Origin of the sequence: Amycolatopsis sp. NPDC050768, from assembly GCF_040654155.1 — a bacterium.
Lineage (GTDB): Bacteria > Actinomycetota > Actinomycetes > Mycobacteriales > Pseudonocardiaceae > Amycolatopsis.
Window position 1 is genome coordinate 301,776 of sequence record NZ_JBFAHL010000009.1, and the last position, 14,928, is coordinate 316,703.

Consider the following 14,928-nt stretch of genomic DNA (forward strand, 5'->3'; position numbering starts at 1 on the left):
CCGCATGCTCGCTTCCACCGAACTCGCCCTGTACCGCCGGCTCGCGCGGGAGCAGGCGTCCTCCCGCACGCCGTCCCTCGTCGCCGCCGTGGTGCGCGACGGGAACCTCGTGTGGTCCGGCGCGCGCGGCCGCGTCGGCTCCGCGCGCCCCGACGACGACACGCAGTACCGCCTCGGCTCGATCACCAAGACGATGATCGCCACGGCCGTGCTGCGCCTGCGCGACGAGGGCCGGCTCGAGCTCACCGACCCGATCGAGAAGCACCTGCCGGGCACGGCGTTCGCCACGGCGACGGTGGCGCAGCTGCTCTCGCACACCTCCGGCCTCACGTCAGAGTCGCCGGGCCAGTGGTGGGAACGCACGCCGGGCGGCGACTGGGGCGCGCTCGTGGCGAGCCTCGACAAGGACGCGACGAAACTGCGTCCCGGCTTCAAGTTCCACTACTCCAACGTCGGCTTCGGCGTGCTGGGCGAGCTGGTGGCGCGCCTGCGTGGGAAGCCGTGGTTCGACGTCGTGCGCGAGGAGATCCTCACGCCGCTGGGCATGACCCGCACAACGCCGCACCCCCAGGGCGCGCACGCGGAGGGCTTCGCCGTGCACCCGTTCGCCGACGTCCTGCTGCCCGAGCCCTCGCCCGACGCCGGCGCGATGGCCCCGGCCGGACAGCTCTGGTCGACGGTCAAGGACCTCGGCCGCTGGACCTCGTTCATCGGCGGCCACACCGGTGGCGTGCTGAGCGAGGACACCGTCGCCGAGATGCGGATGATGAACACCGTCGACGACACCGAGGTCTGGACCACGGGCTTCGGCCTCGGCGTGATGGTGGTGCGCTACGAGGGCCGCCACCTCGCGGGCCACACCGGCTCGATGCCGGGCTTCCTCGCCGCGTCGCTCGTCGACCCGGCCACCGGCACCGGCGCGCTGTGCCTCACCAACGCGACCGCGGGCGTCGGCATCACGCAGCTGACCCTCGACCTGCTCACGATGACCGACGAGCTCGAGCCCGCGCTGCCCGACGAGTGGGAGCCGTCCACTGTGGACTCGGCGCTGCTCGCGCTCACGGGCCTGTGGCACTGGGGCCCGACGCCGTACCACCTGCGCGTGTTGGGCTCGGACCTCATCTCGCTCGACCCCGCCAACGGCGGCGGGCGCGCGTCCCGCTTCCGGCCCACCGGCCCGGACACCTGGCTCGGCCTCGACGGGTACTACACCGGCGAGACCCTCACCGTCGGCCGCGACGCGTCGGGCACGGCGAACCACCTCGACCTCGCGACGTTCATCTTCACCCGCACCCCGTACGACCCCGCCGCGCCGGTTCCGGGCGGTGTCGACGAGAACGGGTGGCGCTGAGCGTTCCGGCCTGGGTGTGTCCCGTTCGCCGGGAGCGGCCGGGGTGTCCGATTCCACATGTCGGACACCTCCCCACCGCATTGAGCAGGCGCATCCCGACCTGAGAGACTGCCCACATGACCGACGCAGCGGAGTTGAGCATCCCCGAAGACCTCAAGCCGGCCGATGGGCGCTTTGGTTGCGGACCGTCCAAGGTCCGTGACGAGCAGCTCGCCAAGCTGGCTGAGTCCGGCCACACCTACCTCGGCACGTCGCACCGCCAGAAGCCGGTGAAGTCGCTGGTCGGGCGCGTGCGCGCGGGGCTGTCCGAGCTGTTCTCCCTGCCGGAGGGCTATGAGGTCATCCTCGGCAACGGCGGCACCACCGCGTTCTGGGACGCCGCCGCGTTCGGGCTCGTGCGCGAGCGCGCGCAGCACTTCACCTACGGCGAGTTCTCCTCGAAGTTCGCGAGCGTCACGAACAAGGCGCCGTTCCTCGCCGACTCGATCATCGTGAAGGCGGAAGCGGGCAGCGCGCCCGACATCGCGTACGAAACCGGTGCCGACCTCGTCGGCTGGGCGCACAACGAAACCTCGACCGGTGTCGCGGTGCCGGTGCGTCGCCCCGAGGGCAGTGACGGCGCCCTGGTCGCGATCGACGCGACGTCCGGCGCCGGCGGCCTGCCGGTGAAGGCCGAGGACTTCGACGTCTACTACTTCGCGCCGCAGAAGTCCTTCGCGTCCGACGGTGGCCTGTGGATCGCCCTCGCTTCGCCGGCCGCGGTCGAGCGCATCGGCGAGCTGGGCGGCGGCGACCGCTGGATCCCCGAGTTCCTGTCGCTCACCACGGCGCTGGACAACTCGCGCAAGGACCAGACGTACAACACCCCGGCCGTGGCCACGCTCTTCCTGCTCGCCGACCAGATCGAGTGGATGAACGGCCAGGGCGGGCTCGCCTGGACGACCGCGCGCACGCAGGACTCGTCGAACCGGCTCTACGAGTGGGCCGAGAAGACCTCCTACACCACGCCGTTCGTGAAGGACGCGGACCTGCGCTCGCAGGTCGTGGGCACCGTCGACTTCGCCGACGAGGTCGACGCCGCCGCGGTGGCCAAGGTGCTGCGCGCCAACGGCATCGTCGACACCGAGCCGTACCGCAAGCTGGGCCGCAACCAGCTGCGCGTCGGCCTGTTCCCGGCCATCGACCCCGACGACATCACGAAGCTCACGCAGAGCATCGAGTACGTCGTCGAGCGGCTGGGCTGAGTTCTGTACTGCGGAGTTCCGCACCGCTGAGTTCCGTACGCGACGGGCCCCTCTCACTCCGGGAGGGGCCCGTCGTGCGTTGCGCGACGAACACGGAACACCACTCATTCGTGACGGAACGTGGTCGGCGTGTCCCACGGGTGCCCGGTGAGCGGGCCCGGGAGGATGACGGAGACCGTCGCCAAAAAGGTGACGGTTGGGTGATGCATCGGCGCGCCTCGCACGTCAAGCCGACGCGCCGTTCTAACGTGAGCACCCACAAAGGTGAAGATCGGGGAGGCGAGAAATGCGGGCGCTACGGGTGGTCGGTCTGCACGAGGACGGCAAGTCCATCGTGCTCGAGGACCCGGCGAGCCGTACCCGCTTCCTGCTCCCGGCCGATGAAACACTGCGAGCGGCGGCTAGGGGGGACATCGCCCGGCTGGGCCAGATCGAAATCGAGTTGGAGAGCCAGATGCGGCCACGCGAGATCCAGGCGCGAATCCGCGCCGGCGAGTCCGTCGAACAGGTCGCGAGCGGCGCCGGCGTCTCGGCGCAGCGCGTGGAGAGGTACGCCTACCCCGTACTGCTGGAGCGCTCGCGCACGGCCGACCTCGCCCAGAGCGCCCACCCCGTCCGCGAAGACGGCCCCGACGTGCAGACGCTCGGTGAGGTGATCGCGTACGCGTTCGGCGTCCGCGGCCACGACTACAGCCAGGCCCGCTGGGACTCCTGGCGCGGCGACGACGGCAAGTGGGTCGTCGTCCTGCAGTGGAAGGCCGGGCGCTCCGACAACCGCGCCCACTGGTCCTTCTCGCCCGGCGCCCACGGCGGCACCGTGCACGCCCTCGACGAGAACGCCGAGGTGCTGCTCAACCCCAACTCCTACCGCCCGCCGCGCACGGTCCGCGCCCTCGACCCGGCGCGTGACGCCGTCGTGCAGCCGACGCTGGACTCGACCGAGGACGAGCGGCTGGCGATCGAGGCGCCCACCGAGCCGCACGAGGAGGACGACGACACCCGGGAGATCCCGCGCGTCCCGTCCGACGACGAGGCCGCCGACGACGACCAGCCGCGCGCGAAGCCCAAGAAGAACCACCCCATCGTGCCTTCGTGGGAAGACGTCCTGCTGGGCGTGCGTTCCCAGCGCGGCTAGTCCTCGAGGAGCACGGCCAGCGACTTCGGCGCGACCAGCCGGTAGGCGTCGCGCACGATGTGGTCGATCTCGGCCCAGTCGACGTCCACGTCGAGGCGTACGCCGAGCCAGCCGCGGTGCCCGACGTAGGGCGGGCGGAAGAAGCGTTCCGGCTCGGTGCGCACGAGATCCTCCTGCGCACCGGGCGGCGCCGGGCACCAGAAGCCCAGGCGCCCGTCGTCGTGGTGGTGGTTCGCGAACGTCACGAACGTCTTCTTGCCGCGCACGAACCACGTCGGCTCGCCGTGGCTGAGCCGTTCGGTCGCCTCGGGCAGGGCGAGGCACAGCTTGCGCAACTCGTCGAGGGGCGCCATCGGGCCAGTATCGGCCGGTCAGAGCACGATCGCCAGCACACCCAGCCACGCCGCGATGATCCCGGCACTCGCGCCGTAGACCGCCCACCGCACGATCGGCAGCCGCCGCCCGAGCCACAGCGACGGCCCGATCCCTGCGGTCACCACGACCGACGCCACCAGCGCGATCCACTTGTTCGTCTCTTGCGCGAGCGTTCCTGCCAACGCCAGCATCGCCACGGCCACGAGCACCGCGGCGAACGCCGACACCGTCAGCCCGGTCACCCAAGGCGTCGGCTCAGTCGCGGCTCCAGGCACCCCACGCCGCCGCGCCACCACGCGCGCGGGCGGGTCGATCACCGTCTCGACGCCGGACACCGGATCCACGAACCGCACCGTCGTCCCCATCACCGTCGCCAGCCGCCCGGCCAGCTGCCGCCCCCGCTGCGACACGACGGACGTCGCGACCTCCGCGTCGCCCCCCGCCCGCGACACCGCCGACGCGACGCGTGCCCACTCGTGCAGCGCCTGCGCCAGGTCCGGCCCGATCGCCAACCGCCGCGGGTCGACTTCGCGCGCACCCTCGCCACCCGGGCCGGCGAGCACCGCGCGCTCGCCCCGGATCCGCAGCTCCACTGACGTCCTCCCGCTGGGCATTTCCCACCCGCAGGTGCTTGCCCTCGAACGCGACTGCGTCTGCCCGCACCTGCCCGCACCTGCCCGCAGCAGCGTAAGCCCCGCGAGCCTCCCGGCGGGACCGGCACCCGGCGCGGAAACCGACCGAAATCAGAGCCGCACGTCGAGCAGCTCCTCCACGGCCGCGGCGACCTCGAAGTCGTCCGACTCCGTCGCGTAGATCAACAACCGGCGAAATCCGGCTCACCCGAATGTTGATCACCGCGCGAAAATAGCCGCGCCGGCCCGCCGATGCCAGGGACTGCCGCGCGGGCGGGGCCGGATGGGCCACGGTCGTTGACCGATCGACATCTCCGCCTGTGGTTACCGGCGCGAAATGGGTATCCCGGAAAGGTGAGCACCTCAACGCGTGGCGGCGACCTCGTGGAACGCGACCGCGGCGGCGGTGGCGACGTTCAGCGAGTCGACGCCCGGCACCATCTCGATGCGCACGGCCAGATCCGCGGCCGTGATCGCCTCTTCAGTGAGCCCGGGTCCCTCGGCGCCGAGCATCAGCGCCACCCGCTCGCCGACCTTCTCGCGCAGTCCGCGCAGCGGAACGGATCCCGGCCGCGGTGTGAGCGCCGCCACGGTGAAACCGCTTTCCCGCAAGAGGTTCAGTCCGTCGGGCCACCCGTCCAGCGGAGCGAAGGGCACGCGGAGCACGTGCCCCATCGACACGCGCACGCTGCGCCGGTACAGCGGATCCGAGCAGCCCGGCCCGAGCAGGACACCGTCGACACCGAGCGCGGACGCGTTGCGGAAGATCGAACCGAGGTTCTCGTGGTCGCCGACCCCTTCGAGCACGGCGAGCACTTGCGCCCCGGCGATGATCTCCGAAACCGCAGGCGGCGCCGGACGATCGGCCACCGCCAGCACCCCGCGGTTGAGGTGGAACCCCACCACGGAAGCCATCGTTGCCGCCGAAGTCACGTACGCGGGCGCGTCGACGCCGGAAAGGTCGAGGTCACGCACCCGCCGTTCCACGCCGAGCAACGCGCGCAGGGGGTACCGCGAAGCGAGCATCCGCTCGACCACCACGGTGCCTTCCGCGATCACGAGCCCCCGCCCACCGGGACGGTCCGGCCGCCGGTCCGCAGTGGACAAGTCGCGGAAATCGTCGAGCCGGGGATCTTCGGGATCCTCGGTGAAGATCAGTTCAGCCACACCGCACAGTGTGACATCCGCATGCCGGGACCCCGCCCGGTACAAAGCTGGTCCGAACGACCGGATAACTCTGGTACGAATGGGCCATTTTTGCGGACAGTCAACCTCCCGTGACGGAGAGCACCAGTTTGGCCGCTAGCCCGGATGCGCCGCTCTGTGCGACGGTTGGCGGCCTGGCAGTCCCCGCCCGGACACCCGCGGACAGCAGCCAAGGAGCGCGTCAGACATGGGTACCGACCTTTCGGCGAAACCTTTCGACCAGCTGGACCGAGGACGGTACCGCCGCAAAGTCCAACGCTGTCTCGACACGCTCGCCCGGATGCTCACGGACGGCAGTTTTTCCTTTCCCCGCAAGAATATCGGGCTCGAAGTGGAGCTGAACCTCGTCGATGGGCAACTGCGCCCGTCGATGACCAACACCGCGGTGCTGGAAGCGCTCGACGACCCGTCGTTCACCACCGAACTCGGGCAGCACAACCTCGAGCTGAACGTGCCGCCGCGCCCGCTCGCCGGCGATTCGGCTCTGCAGCTGGAAGACGATCTGCGCGCGTACCTCGGCAAAGCGTCCGCCAAGGCCGCCGACGCCGGTTCGACGCTCGCGATGATCGGGATCCTGCCGACACTGCGTCAAGAACACTTCGACCAGAAATGGCTCACCAACAACGCGCGGTATTCGTCGCTGAACGACCAGATCTTCGCCGCGCGCGGTGAGCGAATCGCGCTTTCCATGGACGGCGCCGCGCTTCCGGGCGAACAGCCCGAAAGGCTGCGCAGTTTCGCGGAATCCATCCTGCCGGAAGCCGCGTGCACGTCGGTTCAGCTGCATCTGCAGGTGGCGCCTGAGGAATTCGCGGCGCACTGGAACGCGGCGCAGTGCCTCGCCGGCGTGCAGACGGCGCTGGCCGCCAACTCGCCCTTCCTGCTGGGCAAGGCGTTGTGGCACGAGACGCGCATCCCGCTGTTCCAGCAGGCCACCGACACCCGTCCGGAAGAGCTGAAGAACCAGGGTGTTCGCCCGCGGGTGTGGTTCGGCGAGCGGTGGATCACGTCGATCTTCGACCTGTTCGAGGAGAACGTGCGGTACTTCCCCGGCCTGCTGCCGCAGACCGACACGGAAGACCCGATCGAGACGCTGGAGTCGGGCCAGGCGCCGAAGCTCACCGAGCTGCGCATGCACAACGGCACGATCTGGCGCTGGAACCGGCCGGTGTACGACGTCGTCGACGGCCTGCCGCACCTGCGCGTCGAGAACCGCGTGCTGCCGGCCGGGCCCACGGTCGTGGACATCGTGGCCAACGCCGCGTTCTTCTACGGCGCCCAGCGCGCGCTGGCCGAGCAGGAACGCCCGGTGTGGACGCAGATGTCGTTCCAGGCCGCGGAGGAGAACCTCTACGCGGGCGCGCGCAAGGGCTTCGAGGCGCAGCTGTACTGGCCGGGCATCGGCTGGATCCCGCCCGACGAGCTCGCGCTGCGCGTGCTCCTGCCACTCGCCCACGAGGGCCTGCGCCGCTCCGGCGTGTCCGACGAGGCCCGCGTGAAATACCTCGGCGTGATCGAACGGCGCTGCCTCGCGCGGCGCAGCGGCGCCACCTGGCAGCGCGACTACGTGCTGCGCGTGCAGGACCGCGGCGCCGACCGCGAGACGGCGCTCAACCGCATGCTGGGCCGCTATCTCGAGCTCTCGGCCGCCGGCGAACCCGTGCACACCTGGTCGCTCACCGACTGAGTACGAGCCCCCGTTCGGCCTTATGGTGGCTGGAGCAGGTCTGAGGCAGGCAGGGGAAACAACGGTGCCGAAGGTACTCGGTGGCTCGCTCGAAGCGCACCGGCGCGAGGTTCGCGCGCGGGTGTTCGAGGTGCTGCGCGCGCAGCTGTACGAGCGTGGCTTCGACGCGATCACGCTCGCCGGCGTCGCCGCCGAGGCCGGGCTTGGCCGCACCGCGCTGTACAACCACTTCCCCGACAAGGAAAGCCTGCTCGTCGCGTTCGTCGAGGATGAGGCGGCGCGCTACGTCGAGCGGCTGCGCGCGGCCGTGGAAGCCGAGACGGACCCGATCGCGCAGCTGGCGACGTTCGTCCGGCTGCAGTTGCGCGTGCTCGCCGAGCACCACCTGCCACCCGGCGGCGCGCTGGAGTCGGCGCTCGCACCCGCGGCCTACCGGCGCATCAGCGCCCACGCCGACCCGATCACCGGGCAGCTGCGCGCGGTACTGCTCGCCGGCGTCGACGCGGGCAGCTGGCCCGCGCAGGACGTGGACGTGGTGGTCCCCATGATCACCGCGGCGCTGGGGACGCGGCAGGTGATCGACGTGCCCGCCGAGCGGCTGGCCGGCGTGATCGAGGCGGCCGTGCGGTTCGTCTTGCAGGCTGTCGGTTCGAGTGAACTTCCGGATCACCGTCCGATTTAGGGTAGCCTAAGCCCTCGTCGTGGCCTACGCTCTATCTGACAGCTTGTCAGAAAGAGGGAGGCCGCCATGTCGGTGACCACTGAGCTCGAAGCCCGGCCGTTCTCCGGACGGCTGCGGGAGTCGACCAGGGGCGTGCACGAGCGGGCCAACCACTCCACGTACATGAACGCGCTGCTCGGCGGCGAGCTCTCGCTGGAGGGCTACACGCAGCTCGCGATCCAGTACTACTTCATCTACCAGGCCATCGAGCGCGTCAGCGACACGATGACCGGCGACGCCGTCGGCCGCGAGTTCGTGTTCGACGAGCTGCGCCGGCTGCCCGCGCTCGAGCGCGACCTCGCCCGCCTCGCCGGCCCGGCCTGGCGCACCGAGATCCGGCCGCTCGCCAGCACCGAGGCGTACGCCGCGCGCATCGCCGAGGCCTCGGCGTGGGCCGGCGGGTACGTGGCGCACCACTACACGCGCTACCTGGGCGACATCGCCGGCGGTCAGATCATCCGGCGGCTGCTGGAGAAGAACTTCGACCTCGCCGAGGCGGGCTCGCTGTTCTACCACTTCGACGAGATCGGCAGCGCACCCGCGTTCCGCGACCGCTACCGCGCGAAGCTCGACGCCGCGCCGTGGGACGACGACGCCCGCGCCCGGGTGATCAACGAGACACTGGTCGCCTTCGAGCACAACGTCGCCGTGTTCGACGAGCTGGCGCTCGAACTGGACCGCTACCGGCTCGCCGGACGCCCGGGCGGATGAGGCTGATCACAAGAAGTTGACCTCCAGTTTGGTGGAGGTACAAAGCTCGGTTTCGCACCGTGCCCACCCGGGTACGCCGTAGCCGAACGAGTGGGTCCACCCTGTGGCACGGAGGCCGCCCCCGGTCGCCGCGAACCCGGGTGTGCTACTAGGTTCGGTAGTAGGAACTTGTGTCGAAGACTGAAGGAGGGCCAATGGCCCGGTACAACCTGCCCGATCTCGACTACGACTACAGCGCCCTCGCGCCCCACATCTCGGGTCAGATCAACGAGCTGCACCACAGCAAGCACCACGCGACCTACGTCAAGGGCGCGAACGACACCCTCGACAAGATCGCCGAGGCTCGCGAAGCCGGCGACTTCAGCAACATCGTCGGTCTCGAGACCACGCTGGCCTTCAACCTGGCCGGCCACGCGAACCACGTCGTCTGGTGGAAGATCCTTTCCCCGGAAGGCGGCGACAAGCCGACCGGTGAACTGGCCGCGGCGATCGACGAGGCGTTCGGCTCCTTCGACAAGTTCAAGGCGCAGTTCACCGCCGTCTCCACCACGATCCAGGGCAACGGCTGGGGCGCGCTCTCCTGGGACCCGATCGGCAAGACGCTGATCACCCAGCAGCTGCGCGACCACCACAACAACCTGATCCTGCCGACCACGCCGATCCTGCTGGTCGACGTGTGGGAGCACGCGTTCTACCTGGACTACAAGAACGTGAAGCCGGACTACGTCAAGGCCCTGTGGAACATTTTCAACTGGGCTGAGATCAGCAAGCGCTTCGACAACGCCGTCGCCGGCGGCAACGGCCTGCTGCTCAGCTGAGCCTGCTGCTTCGGCAAAAGCGGGGTTCTCCTTCACGGAGGGCCCCGTTTTTCGTTTCTCGCTTGACTTCGAGTGCACTCCAGGTGTGAGGCTGGGGTCATGGACGTCGACGCCTACCTCGCCCGCCTCGACCTCGCATTGCCCGCCAAGGCCGACCTCGCGGCCCTGCGGCAGCTGCAGGAGCGCCACCTCGAACGCGTGCCGTTCGAAAACCTGAGCGTGCACCTCGGTGAACCCATCGAGCTGGCCGAGGAAGCGCTGTTCGACAAGATCGTGCGCCGCCGGCGCGGCGGCTTCTGCTACGAGCTCAACGGGCTCTTCTCGGCCCTGCTGCGCGAGCTCGGCTTCGACGCCGCGTTGCGCGGCGCGCAGGTTTTCACCGACGAGGGCGAGCCAGGGCCGCCGCTGGACCACGCGGCCGTGGTCGTGAAGCTCGACGGCGAGCATTGGCTGGTGGACGTCGGCTTCGGCCGCTTCAGCCGTGGCCCGCTGCGCCTGTCGGCCGTGGAGGTCCAGTCCGATCCGGACGGCGAGTTCCTCTTCCTGGACGCCCCGTTCGGCGACGTGGACGTGGTCATGGACGGCACGCCCGTCTACCGCCTGGAGGCGCGCACGCGGCCGCTGACGGACTTCGTGCCGATGGCGTGGTGGCAGTCGACGTCGCCGCTTTCGGGCTTCACCCGGCGGCTCACGTGCTCGCGCCCGACCTCCCAGGGCCGCGTGACGCTGTCGGGGAACCGGCTGATCGAAACGGTCGACGGCGTGCGCAACGAGGTACTGCTGGGCACCGACAACGCCGTGCGCACCGCGTACCGCGTGTACTTCGGCCTGGAGCTCTCGCGGCTGCCGACCCCACCAGGTGGGCACCTCTTGACGGAGCCCTCGGCCGACCCGACCATGAACCCGTCATGAGCCGGTGAAGGACGCTTTGCCCGAGACCCTCGTTTGTGAACCCTCGTAAATGAACGGAGCCCCGCTCCTGGGGTTCCCAGGGGCGGGGCTCCGTCCGTTCCCGAACTGACTGCCGCTCCCACCACGAAGCGGACACGTATGAGGTTAGCCTAACCTCAGCAGCCCCGGCAAGCCCTCTCTTGCGGAGACCCACCTCTCACTCGTCCGGGGGAGGGCGTGAAAAGTCCCTGAAATGCTTGAAGGGCACCCCGGCGAACCGAGATGCCCTTCGAAAGCCGCAGGTCAGACGCGTTCGCGCTTGAGCACACGCAGGCCGTTGCCGAAGCGGCGCACGGGCAGCGAGACGCCGCCGCGCCGGATCAGCACCAGAGCGCACACCACGGCGGCAATCAGCGAGATCGCGCCGCCGATGTAGAACGGCGAGCGGCCGCCGAACGCGTCGGCCATCCAGCCGGTCATCGGACCGCCGATCGGGTTGCCGCCGATGAGCACCAGCACGTAGATGCCCATCACGCGGCCGCGCATCTCGGGCGAGACGGACGTCTGCACCAGCGCGTTGGCTGTGTTCAGGAACGTGATGGTGGCGAAGCCGAGCGGGATGAGGCCGAGGCCGAAGGTCAGATAGGTCGGCATGAACGCCGTGACGAACTCGAACAGGCCGAGCAGCGCGCCGGAGATCAGCATGAGCCGCACGCGGGGCCGGCTCTTGATCCCGCGGCGCGCGGACAACAGCGCGCCCACGAAGGTCCCCACGGCGACGAGCGTGGACAACAGACCGTAACCGTCGGCCTGGGTGTGGAAGACGTTGGCGGCGACGATCGGCAGCGACGTGAAGTAGGTGATGCCGAACGTGCTGACGAAGAACATCAGCACCATCACCGTGACCAGGTCGGAGCGGTGGCGCACATAGCGCAGGCCCTCCATGAGCTGGCCCTTCGCGCGGGGGATCGCGGGGCCGCGGAAAAGGTTGGCGGGGTTCATCATCGCCAGCCCGGTGACCACGGCGATCGTGCTCACCGCGTTGGCGATGAAGAGCCAGCCGGTGCCCACCCAGGTGATCGCGAACCCGGCGATGGCCGGGCCGACGATGCGCGCCAGGTTGAAGATCGACGAGTTCAGCGCCACGGCGTTGGCGATCTGGTCGCGGCCCACCATCTCGGCCACGAACGACTGCCGCGTCGGCACCTCCATCGCCGAGGTGATGCCGAGCATCATGCACAGCAGGTACACGTGCCAGATCTGCACGACACCGGTCAGATTCAGCACGCCCAGCAACGTCGCCTGCAGGCAGTTGACGCTCTGGATGAGGATCAGCAGCCGCCGCTTGTCCACGCGGTCCGCGATCACGCCGGCCTGCAGCGACAGCAGCAGTGTCGGCGTGAACTGGAACGCGACGGCGATCCCCAGTGCGACCGGGTTGTTCCCCGAGAGCTGGAACACCAGCCAGTCCTGGGCAATGCGCTGCATCCAGGTGCCGACGTTGGAGATGACCTGGCCGGTGAAGAACAGCCGGTAGTTGCGCACGCGCAGCGACGCGAACATGCCCTTGCCGCGCTTCGGCTCCGCGGGTCTGTCGGGTTCGGCCGGCTCCTTGCGCACGCGATCGGCGCCGTCGGGCAGGCTCGGGGTGCGCTGTGTTGGGGTGCCGGGTGGTCCGGAGACAGGCGGGCTGGCCGGCTGTGGCGCCGTGTCCCGGGTAGCAATGGGTTCGGTCGTACGCTCTGCTTCGCTACCCGTGGTCGCCACCGGTGTTAGTTCCCCGCCATCCTGTCGATGATCTCAGCGGCGCGGGAGAGCACTTCCAGCTCTTCCTCGCCGAGTTCGGCCAGTTGCCGATCCAGCCACGCCTCCCGGACGGAAATGGCCTGCTTCACGTAGGCCATGCCGCTGTCGGACAGCTCCACGATGGCCTGCCGGCCATCCGTCGGGTGCGGGCGCCGCTCGACGAACCCCATCTCCTCGAGCGCGGCGATGACCCTCGTCATCGAGGGCGGCTGGACGCCTTCCTTGGCGGCCAGCTGACCAGGCGTCAGCGGGCCGCACTTGTGCAAGGTGGACAGCGCCGCGGTCTGCGTCAACGTCACGTCGTCGCCCACGCGCTGTGCCCGGAGCCGGCGGTTGAGCCGGACCACCGCGAGACGCAGGCGGCTCGCGAGGGAGCGCTCATGCGTGTCACCGGACATATAGTTAGCTTACCTCACGAAAATGGCGCCGGAGGGTGAACCCCGCCACCCTCCGCGATCACGCTCAGCTCAGCGCCGACCGCTTTCGGCACCGGTCAGTGCGACGCCCTTTCCACGCTCAGCTCAACGCGGCCTGGATCGGACCCACCGCGAAGTACGCCACGAACGCCACCGCGATCACCCACATCAGCGGGTGGACCTGGCGGGCCTTGCCGGTGGCGGCGCGGATGACGACGTAGCTCACGAAGCCCGCGCCGATGCCGTTGGCGATGGAGTAGGTGAACGGCATGACGACGATCGTCAGGAAGGCCGGCAGCGCGATCGAGAAGTCCGTGAAGTCGATTTCGCGGACCTGTCCCATCATCAGCGCGCCCACGACCACCAGCGCCGGCGCGGCGGCCTCGACGGGCACGATCTGGTAGAGCGGCGTCAGGAACATGGCGGCGAGGAAGAGCACGCCGGTGACGACGTTGGCGAGGCCCGTGCGTGCGCCCTCCGCGATGCCGGAGGCGGACTCGACGAAGACGGTGTTGGAGCTGGCCGAGCCGAAGCCACCGGCCGCGCCGGCGAGGCCTTCGACGAACAGGGCGCGCCCGACGCCTGCCAACTGGCCGTCCTTGCCGATCAGGCCGGCTTCCTTGCCGAGGCCGGTCATGGTGCCCATGGCGTCGAAGAAGTCGGCGAGCACGAGCGTGAACACGAGCAGGACGACGGTGATGATCGGCAGCCGCGTCCACGCGCCGAAGGACACGTCGCCGACCAGCGACAGGTCGGGGATACCGAGGACGTTCGACGGCAGCGCCGGGTAGCCGAGGTTCCAGCCCTTGGGATTGGTGCCGTTCGACGGACCGGCCTTCACGATCGCCTCGACGGCGATGGCCAGCACGGTCGAGCTCAGCACGCCGATGAGGATCGCGCCCTTGACCTTCTTCGCCACGAGGATCGCGGTGAGCAGCAGGCCGACCACGAACACGGCCGTCGGCCAGGAGGCGACCGAGCCGTTGATGCCGAGGCCGACCGGGACGGTGGTGTGCGCGTCGTCGGGCAGGCGGCGCACGAAACCGGCGTCGACAAGCCCGATGAGGCAGATGAACAGGCCGATGCCGACCGCGATCGCCGACTTGAGCGCCGGCGGCACCGCGCGGAACACGGCCGTGCGGAAGCCGGTGAGCACCAGCAGGACGATGATCACGCCCTCGATCACCACCAGGCCCATGGCCTCGGGCCAGGTCATCTGGGGTGCGAGCGTGACGGCGAGCAGGCTGTTGAGGCCCAGACCGGTGGCGATGGCGAACGGGTAGTTGGCGATCAGGCCCATCAGGATCGTCATCACACCGGCGACCAGCGCCGTCACCGCGGCCACGGCCGGCACGGGCAGGATGTGGCCGAGCACGTCGGCGTGCGCCGAGGGCGTGCCCGCGGCGAAGCTGCCGATGATGAGCGGGTTGAGCACCACGATGTAGGCCATGGTCACGAACGTGACGACGCCGCCGCGGATCTCCCGCCCGGCCGTGGAGCCGCGTTCGGTGATCTTGAAGAACCGGTCCAGAGTGGACACGGCCTCCCGCTCGCGCTGATCCGTCATGCCGTGCCCCTGTCTTGCTCGCTGCTGTCGTGCTCGTTGCGTGAACGCCCGGGGGTACCCTTCACCACGTGGATGAACCGATCAATCCCGCGGAGGTAACGGGCTCGTTGCGGCACACGCCGGACCTGCCCAAGCGCCTGACCGACCTGACCCCGGTGGTGATCGTAGGTACCTCGCTGTGGGCCGTTGCGCTGGTGGTGCTCTTTTTCGTCGCCGACGGTGTGTGGGTGTGGACGGCGTTCGCCGGGATCGTCCTGGGGTTCATCGGCTTCGGCATCATCTTCTGGCAGCGCGCGGCGGCCCGGCGGGGGTCGAAGTCGGCACAGCGTCTCTAGTTCGGCGCAACGGCTCTAGTTCGACACAGCGGC

General features: G+C 69.6%; 15 protein-coding genes. 9 read left to right on the plus strand and 6 right to left on the minus strand.

The genetic code is table 11. The features are described from left to right. The first annotated feature begins 4 nt into the window (after positions 1 to 4). From AB0H62_RS27190 to sepH, 3 genes are all read left to right on the plus strand, one after another. Complete coding sequence (locus AB0H62_RS27190) at positions 5 to 1,351, plus strand: serine hydrolase domain-containing protein (protein WP_360588984.1); 1,347 nt, start codon at positions 5 to 7, stop codon at positions 1,349 to 1,351. A 116-nt stretch (positions 1,352 to 1,467) separates the two neighbouring features. Next, the gene (gene serC / locus AB0H62_RS27195) at positions 1,468 to 2,595 is read left to right on the plus strand and encodes a phosphoserine transaminase (protein WP_360588986.1); all 1,128 of its coding nucleotides are present in this window, start codon (positions 1,468 to 1,470) and stop codon (positions 2,593 to 2,595) included. A 286-nt stretch (positions 2,596 to 2,881) separates the two neighbouring features. After that, positions 2,882 to 3,730, plus strand: a complete 849-nt coding sequence (sepH, locus tag AB0H62_RS27200; protein ID WP_360588988.1) for a septation protein SepH — start codon at positions 2,882 to 2,884, stop codon at positions 3,728 to 3,730. Here the strand turns inward: sepH and AB0H62_RS27205 are convergent. The 3 genes from AB0H62_RS27205 to AB0H62_RS27215 all read right to left on the minus strand — a co-directional run bounded on the left by AB0H62_RS27205 (position 3,727) and on the right by AB0H62_RS27215 (position 5,904). Further along, positions 3,727 to 4,083 carry an MmcQ/YjbR family DNA-binding protein gene (locus AB0H62_RS27205; protein WP_220244588.1) on the minus strand — a complete coding sequence of 119 codons (357 nt, stop codon included), beginning with the start codon at positions 4,081 to 4,083 and terminating at the stop codon, positions 3,727 to 3,729. The genes sepH and AB0H62_RS27205 overlap by 4 nt on opposite strands. 18 nt (positions 4,084 to 4,101) lie before the next feature. Next, positions 4,102 to 4,698 (minus strand): DUF2537 domain-containing protein, encoded by a 597-nt coding sequence (locus AB0H62_RS27210; protein WP_220247181.1) that lies wholly within the window; start codon positions 4,696 to 4,698, stop codon positions 4,102 to 4,104. Positions 4,699 to 5,100: 402 nt separating this feature from the next. Beyond that, positions 5,101 to 5,904 carry an RNA methyltransferase gene (locus AB0H62_RS27215; protein ID WP_360588990.1) on the minus strand — a complete coding sequence of 268 codons (804 nt, stop codon included), beginning with the start codon at positions 5,902 to 5,904 and terminating at the stop codon, positions 5,101 to 5,103. A gap of 226 nt (positions 5,905 to 6,130) precedes the next feature. On the opposite strand from AB0H62_RS27215, the gene AB0H62_RS27220 reads away from it, so the two are divergent. The 5 genes from AB0H62_RS27220 to AB0H62_RS27240 all read left to right on the plus strand — a co-directional run bounded on the left by AB0H62_RS27220 (position 6,131) and on the right by AB0H62_RS27240 (position 10,792). Beyond that, positions 6,131 to 7,630, plus strand: coding sequence for a glutamate-cysteine ligase family protein (locus tag AB0H62_RS27220; protein WP_360588992.1), 1,500 nt, complete (start codon positions 6,131 to 6,133; stop codon positions 7,628 to 7,630). Positions 7,631 to 7,694: 64 nt separating this feature from the next. Next, a complete protein-coding gene (locus AB0H62_RS27225) occupies positions 7,695 to 8,312 on the plus strand; it encodes a TetR/AcrR family transcriptional regulator (protein ID WP_220244591.1) in 618 nt (205 codons plus the stop codon). Between the two features lie 66 nt (positions 8,313 to 8,378). Then, positions 8,379 to 9,062, plus strand: a complete 684-nt coding sequence (locus AB0H62_RS27230; protein WP_220244592.1) for a biliverdin-producing heme oxygenase — start codon at positions 8,379 to 8,381, stop codon at positions 9,060 to 9,062. Between the two features lie 194 nt (positions 9,063 to 9,256). Continuing rightward, positions 9,257 to 9,880, plus strand: a complete 624-nt coding sequence (locus AB0H62_RS27235) for a superoxide dismutase (protein ID WP_220244593.1) — start codon at positions 9,257 to 9,259, stop codon at positions 9,878 to 9,880. Between the two features lie 99 nt (positions 9,881 to 9,979). Then, the gene (locus tag AB0H62_RS27240) at positions 9,980 to 10,792 is read left to right on the plus strand and encodes an arylamine N-acetyltransferase (protein WP_360588995.1); all 813 of its coding nucleotides are present in this window, start codon (positions 9,980 to 9,982) and stop codon (positions 10,790 to 10,792) included. 282 nt (positions 10,793 to 11,074) lie between these two features. Here the strand turns inward: AB0H62_RS27240 and AB0H62_RS27245 are convergent, their stop codons facing one another. From AB0H62_RS27245 to AB0H62_RS27255, 3 genes are all read right to left on the minus strand, one after another. Next, positions 11,075 to 12,334: an MFS transporter gene (locus AB0H62_RS27245; protein WP_360589061.1), complete on the minus strand. Its 1,260-nt coding sequence runs from the start codon at positions 12,332 to 12,334 to the stop codon at positions 11,075 to 11,077. 209 nt (positions 12,335 to 12,543) lie between these two features. Next, positions 12,544 to 12,975, minus strand: coding sequence for a MarR family transcriptional regulator (locus AB0H62_RS27250; protein WP_220244595.1), 432 nt, complete (start codon positions 12,973 to 12,975; stop codon positions 12,544 to 12,546). Positions 12,976 to 13,093: 118 nt separating this feature from the next. After that, positions 13,094 to 14,560 carry an NCS2 family permease gene (locus AB0H62_RS27255; RefSeq protein WP_360588997.1) on the minus strand — a complete coding sequence of 489 codons (1,467 nt, stop codon included), beginning with the start codon at positions 14,558 to 14,560 and terminating at the stop codon, positions 13,094 to 13,096. A 107-nt stretch (positions 14,561 to 14,667) separates the two neighbouring features. Here AB0H62_RS27255 and AB0H62_RS27260 point away from each other — a divergent pair, with 107 nt between their 5' ends. Continuing rightward, the gene (locus tag AB0H62_RS27260) at positions 14,668 to 14,895 is read left to right on the plus strand and encodes a DUF2530 domain-containing protein (protein WP_220247183.1); all 228 of its coding nucleotides are present in this window, start codon (positions 14,668 to 14,670) and stop codon (positions 14,893 to 14,895) included. The last annotated feature ends 33 nt before the right edge of the window (positions 14,896 to 14,928 follow it).

Coding starts and splice junctions, on each gene's coding strand:
- AB0H62_RS27190 (WP_360588984.1), top strand. CDS start 5: ATGCTCGCTTCCACCGAACTCGCCCTGTACCGCCGGCTCGCGCGGGAG.
- serC (WP_360588986.1), top strand. CDS start 1,468: ATGACCGACGCAGCGGAGTTGAGCATCCCCGAAGACCTCAAGCCGGCC.
- sepH (WP_360588988.1), top strand. CDS start 2,882: ATGCGGGCGCTACGGGTGGTCGGTCTGCACGAGGACGGCAAGTCCATC.
- AB0H62_RS27205 (WP_220244588.1), bottom strand. CDS start 4,083: ATGGCGCCCCTCGACGAGTTGCGCAAGCTGTGCCTCGCCCTGCCCGAG.
- AB0H62_RS27220 (WP_360588992.1), top strand. CDS start 6,131: ATGGGTACCGACCTTTCGGCGAAACCTTTCGACCAGCTGGACCGAGGA.
- AB0H62_RS27230 (WP_220244592.1), top strand. CDS start 8,379: ATGTCGGTGACCACTGAGCTCGAAGCCCGGCCGTTCTCCGGACGGCTG.
- AB0H62_RS27235 (WP_220244593.1), top strand. CDS start 9,257: ATGGCCCGGTACAACCTGCCCGATCTCGACTACGACTACAGCGCCCTC.
- AB0H62_RS27240 (WP_360588995.1), top strand. CDS start 9,980: ATGGACGTCGACGCCTACCTCGCCCGCCTCGACCTCGCATTGCCCGCC.
- AB0H62_RS27245 (WP_360589061.1), bottom strand. CDS start 12,334: ATGTTCGCGTCGCTGCGCGTGCGCAACTACCGGCTGTTCTTCACCGGC.
- AB0H62_RS27250 (WP_220244595.1), bottom strand. CDS start 12,975: ATGTCCGGTGACACGCATGAGCGCTCCCTCGCGAGCCGCCTGCGTCTC.
- AB0H62_RS27255 (WP_360588997.1), bottom strand. CDS start 14,560: ATGACGGATCAGCGCGAGCGGGAGGCCGTGTCCACTCTGGACCGGTTC.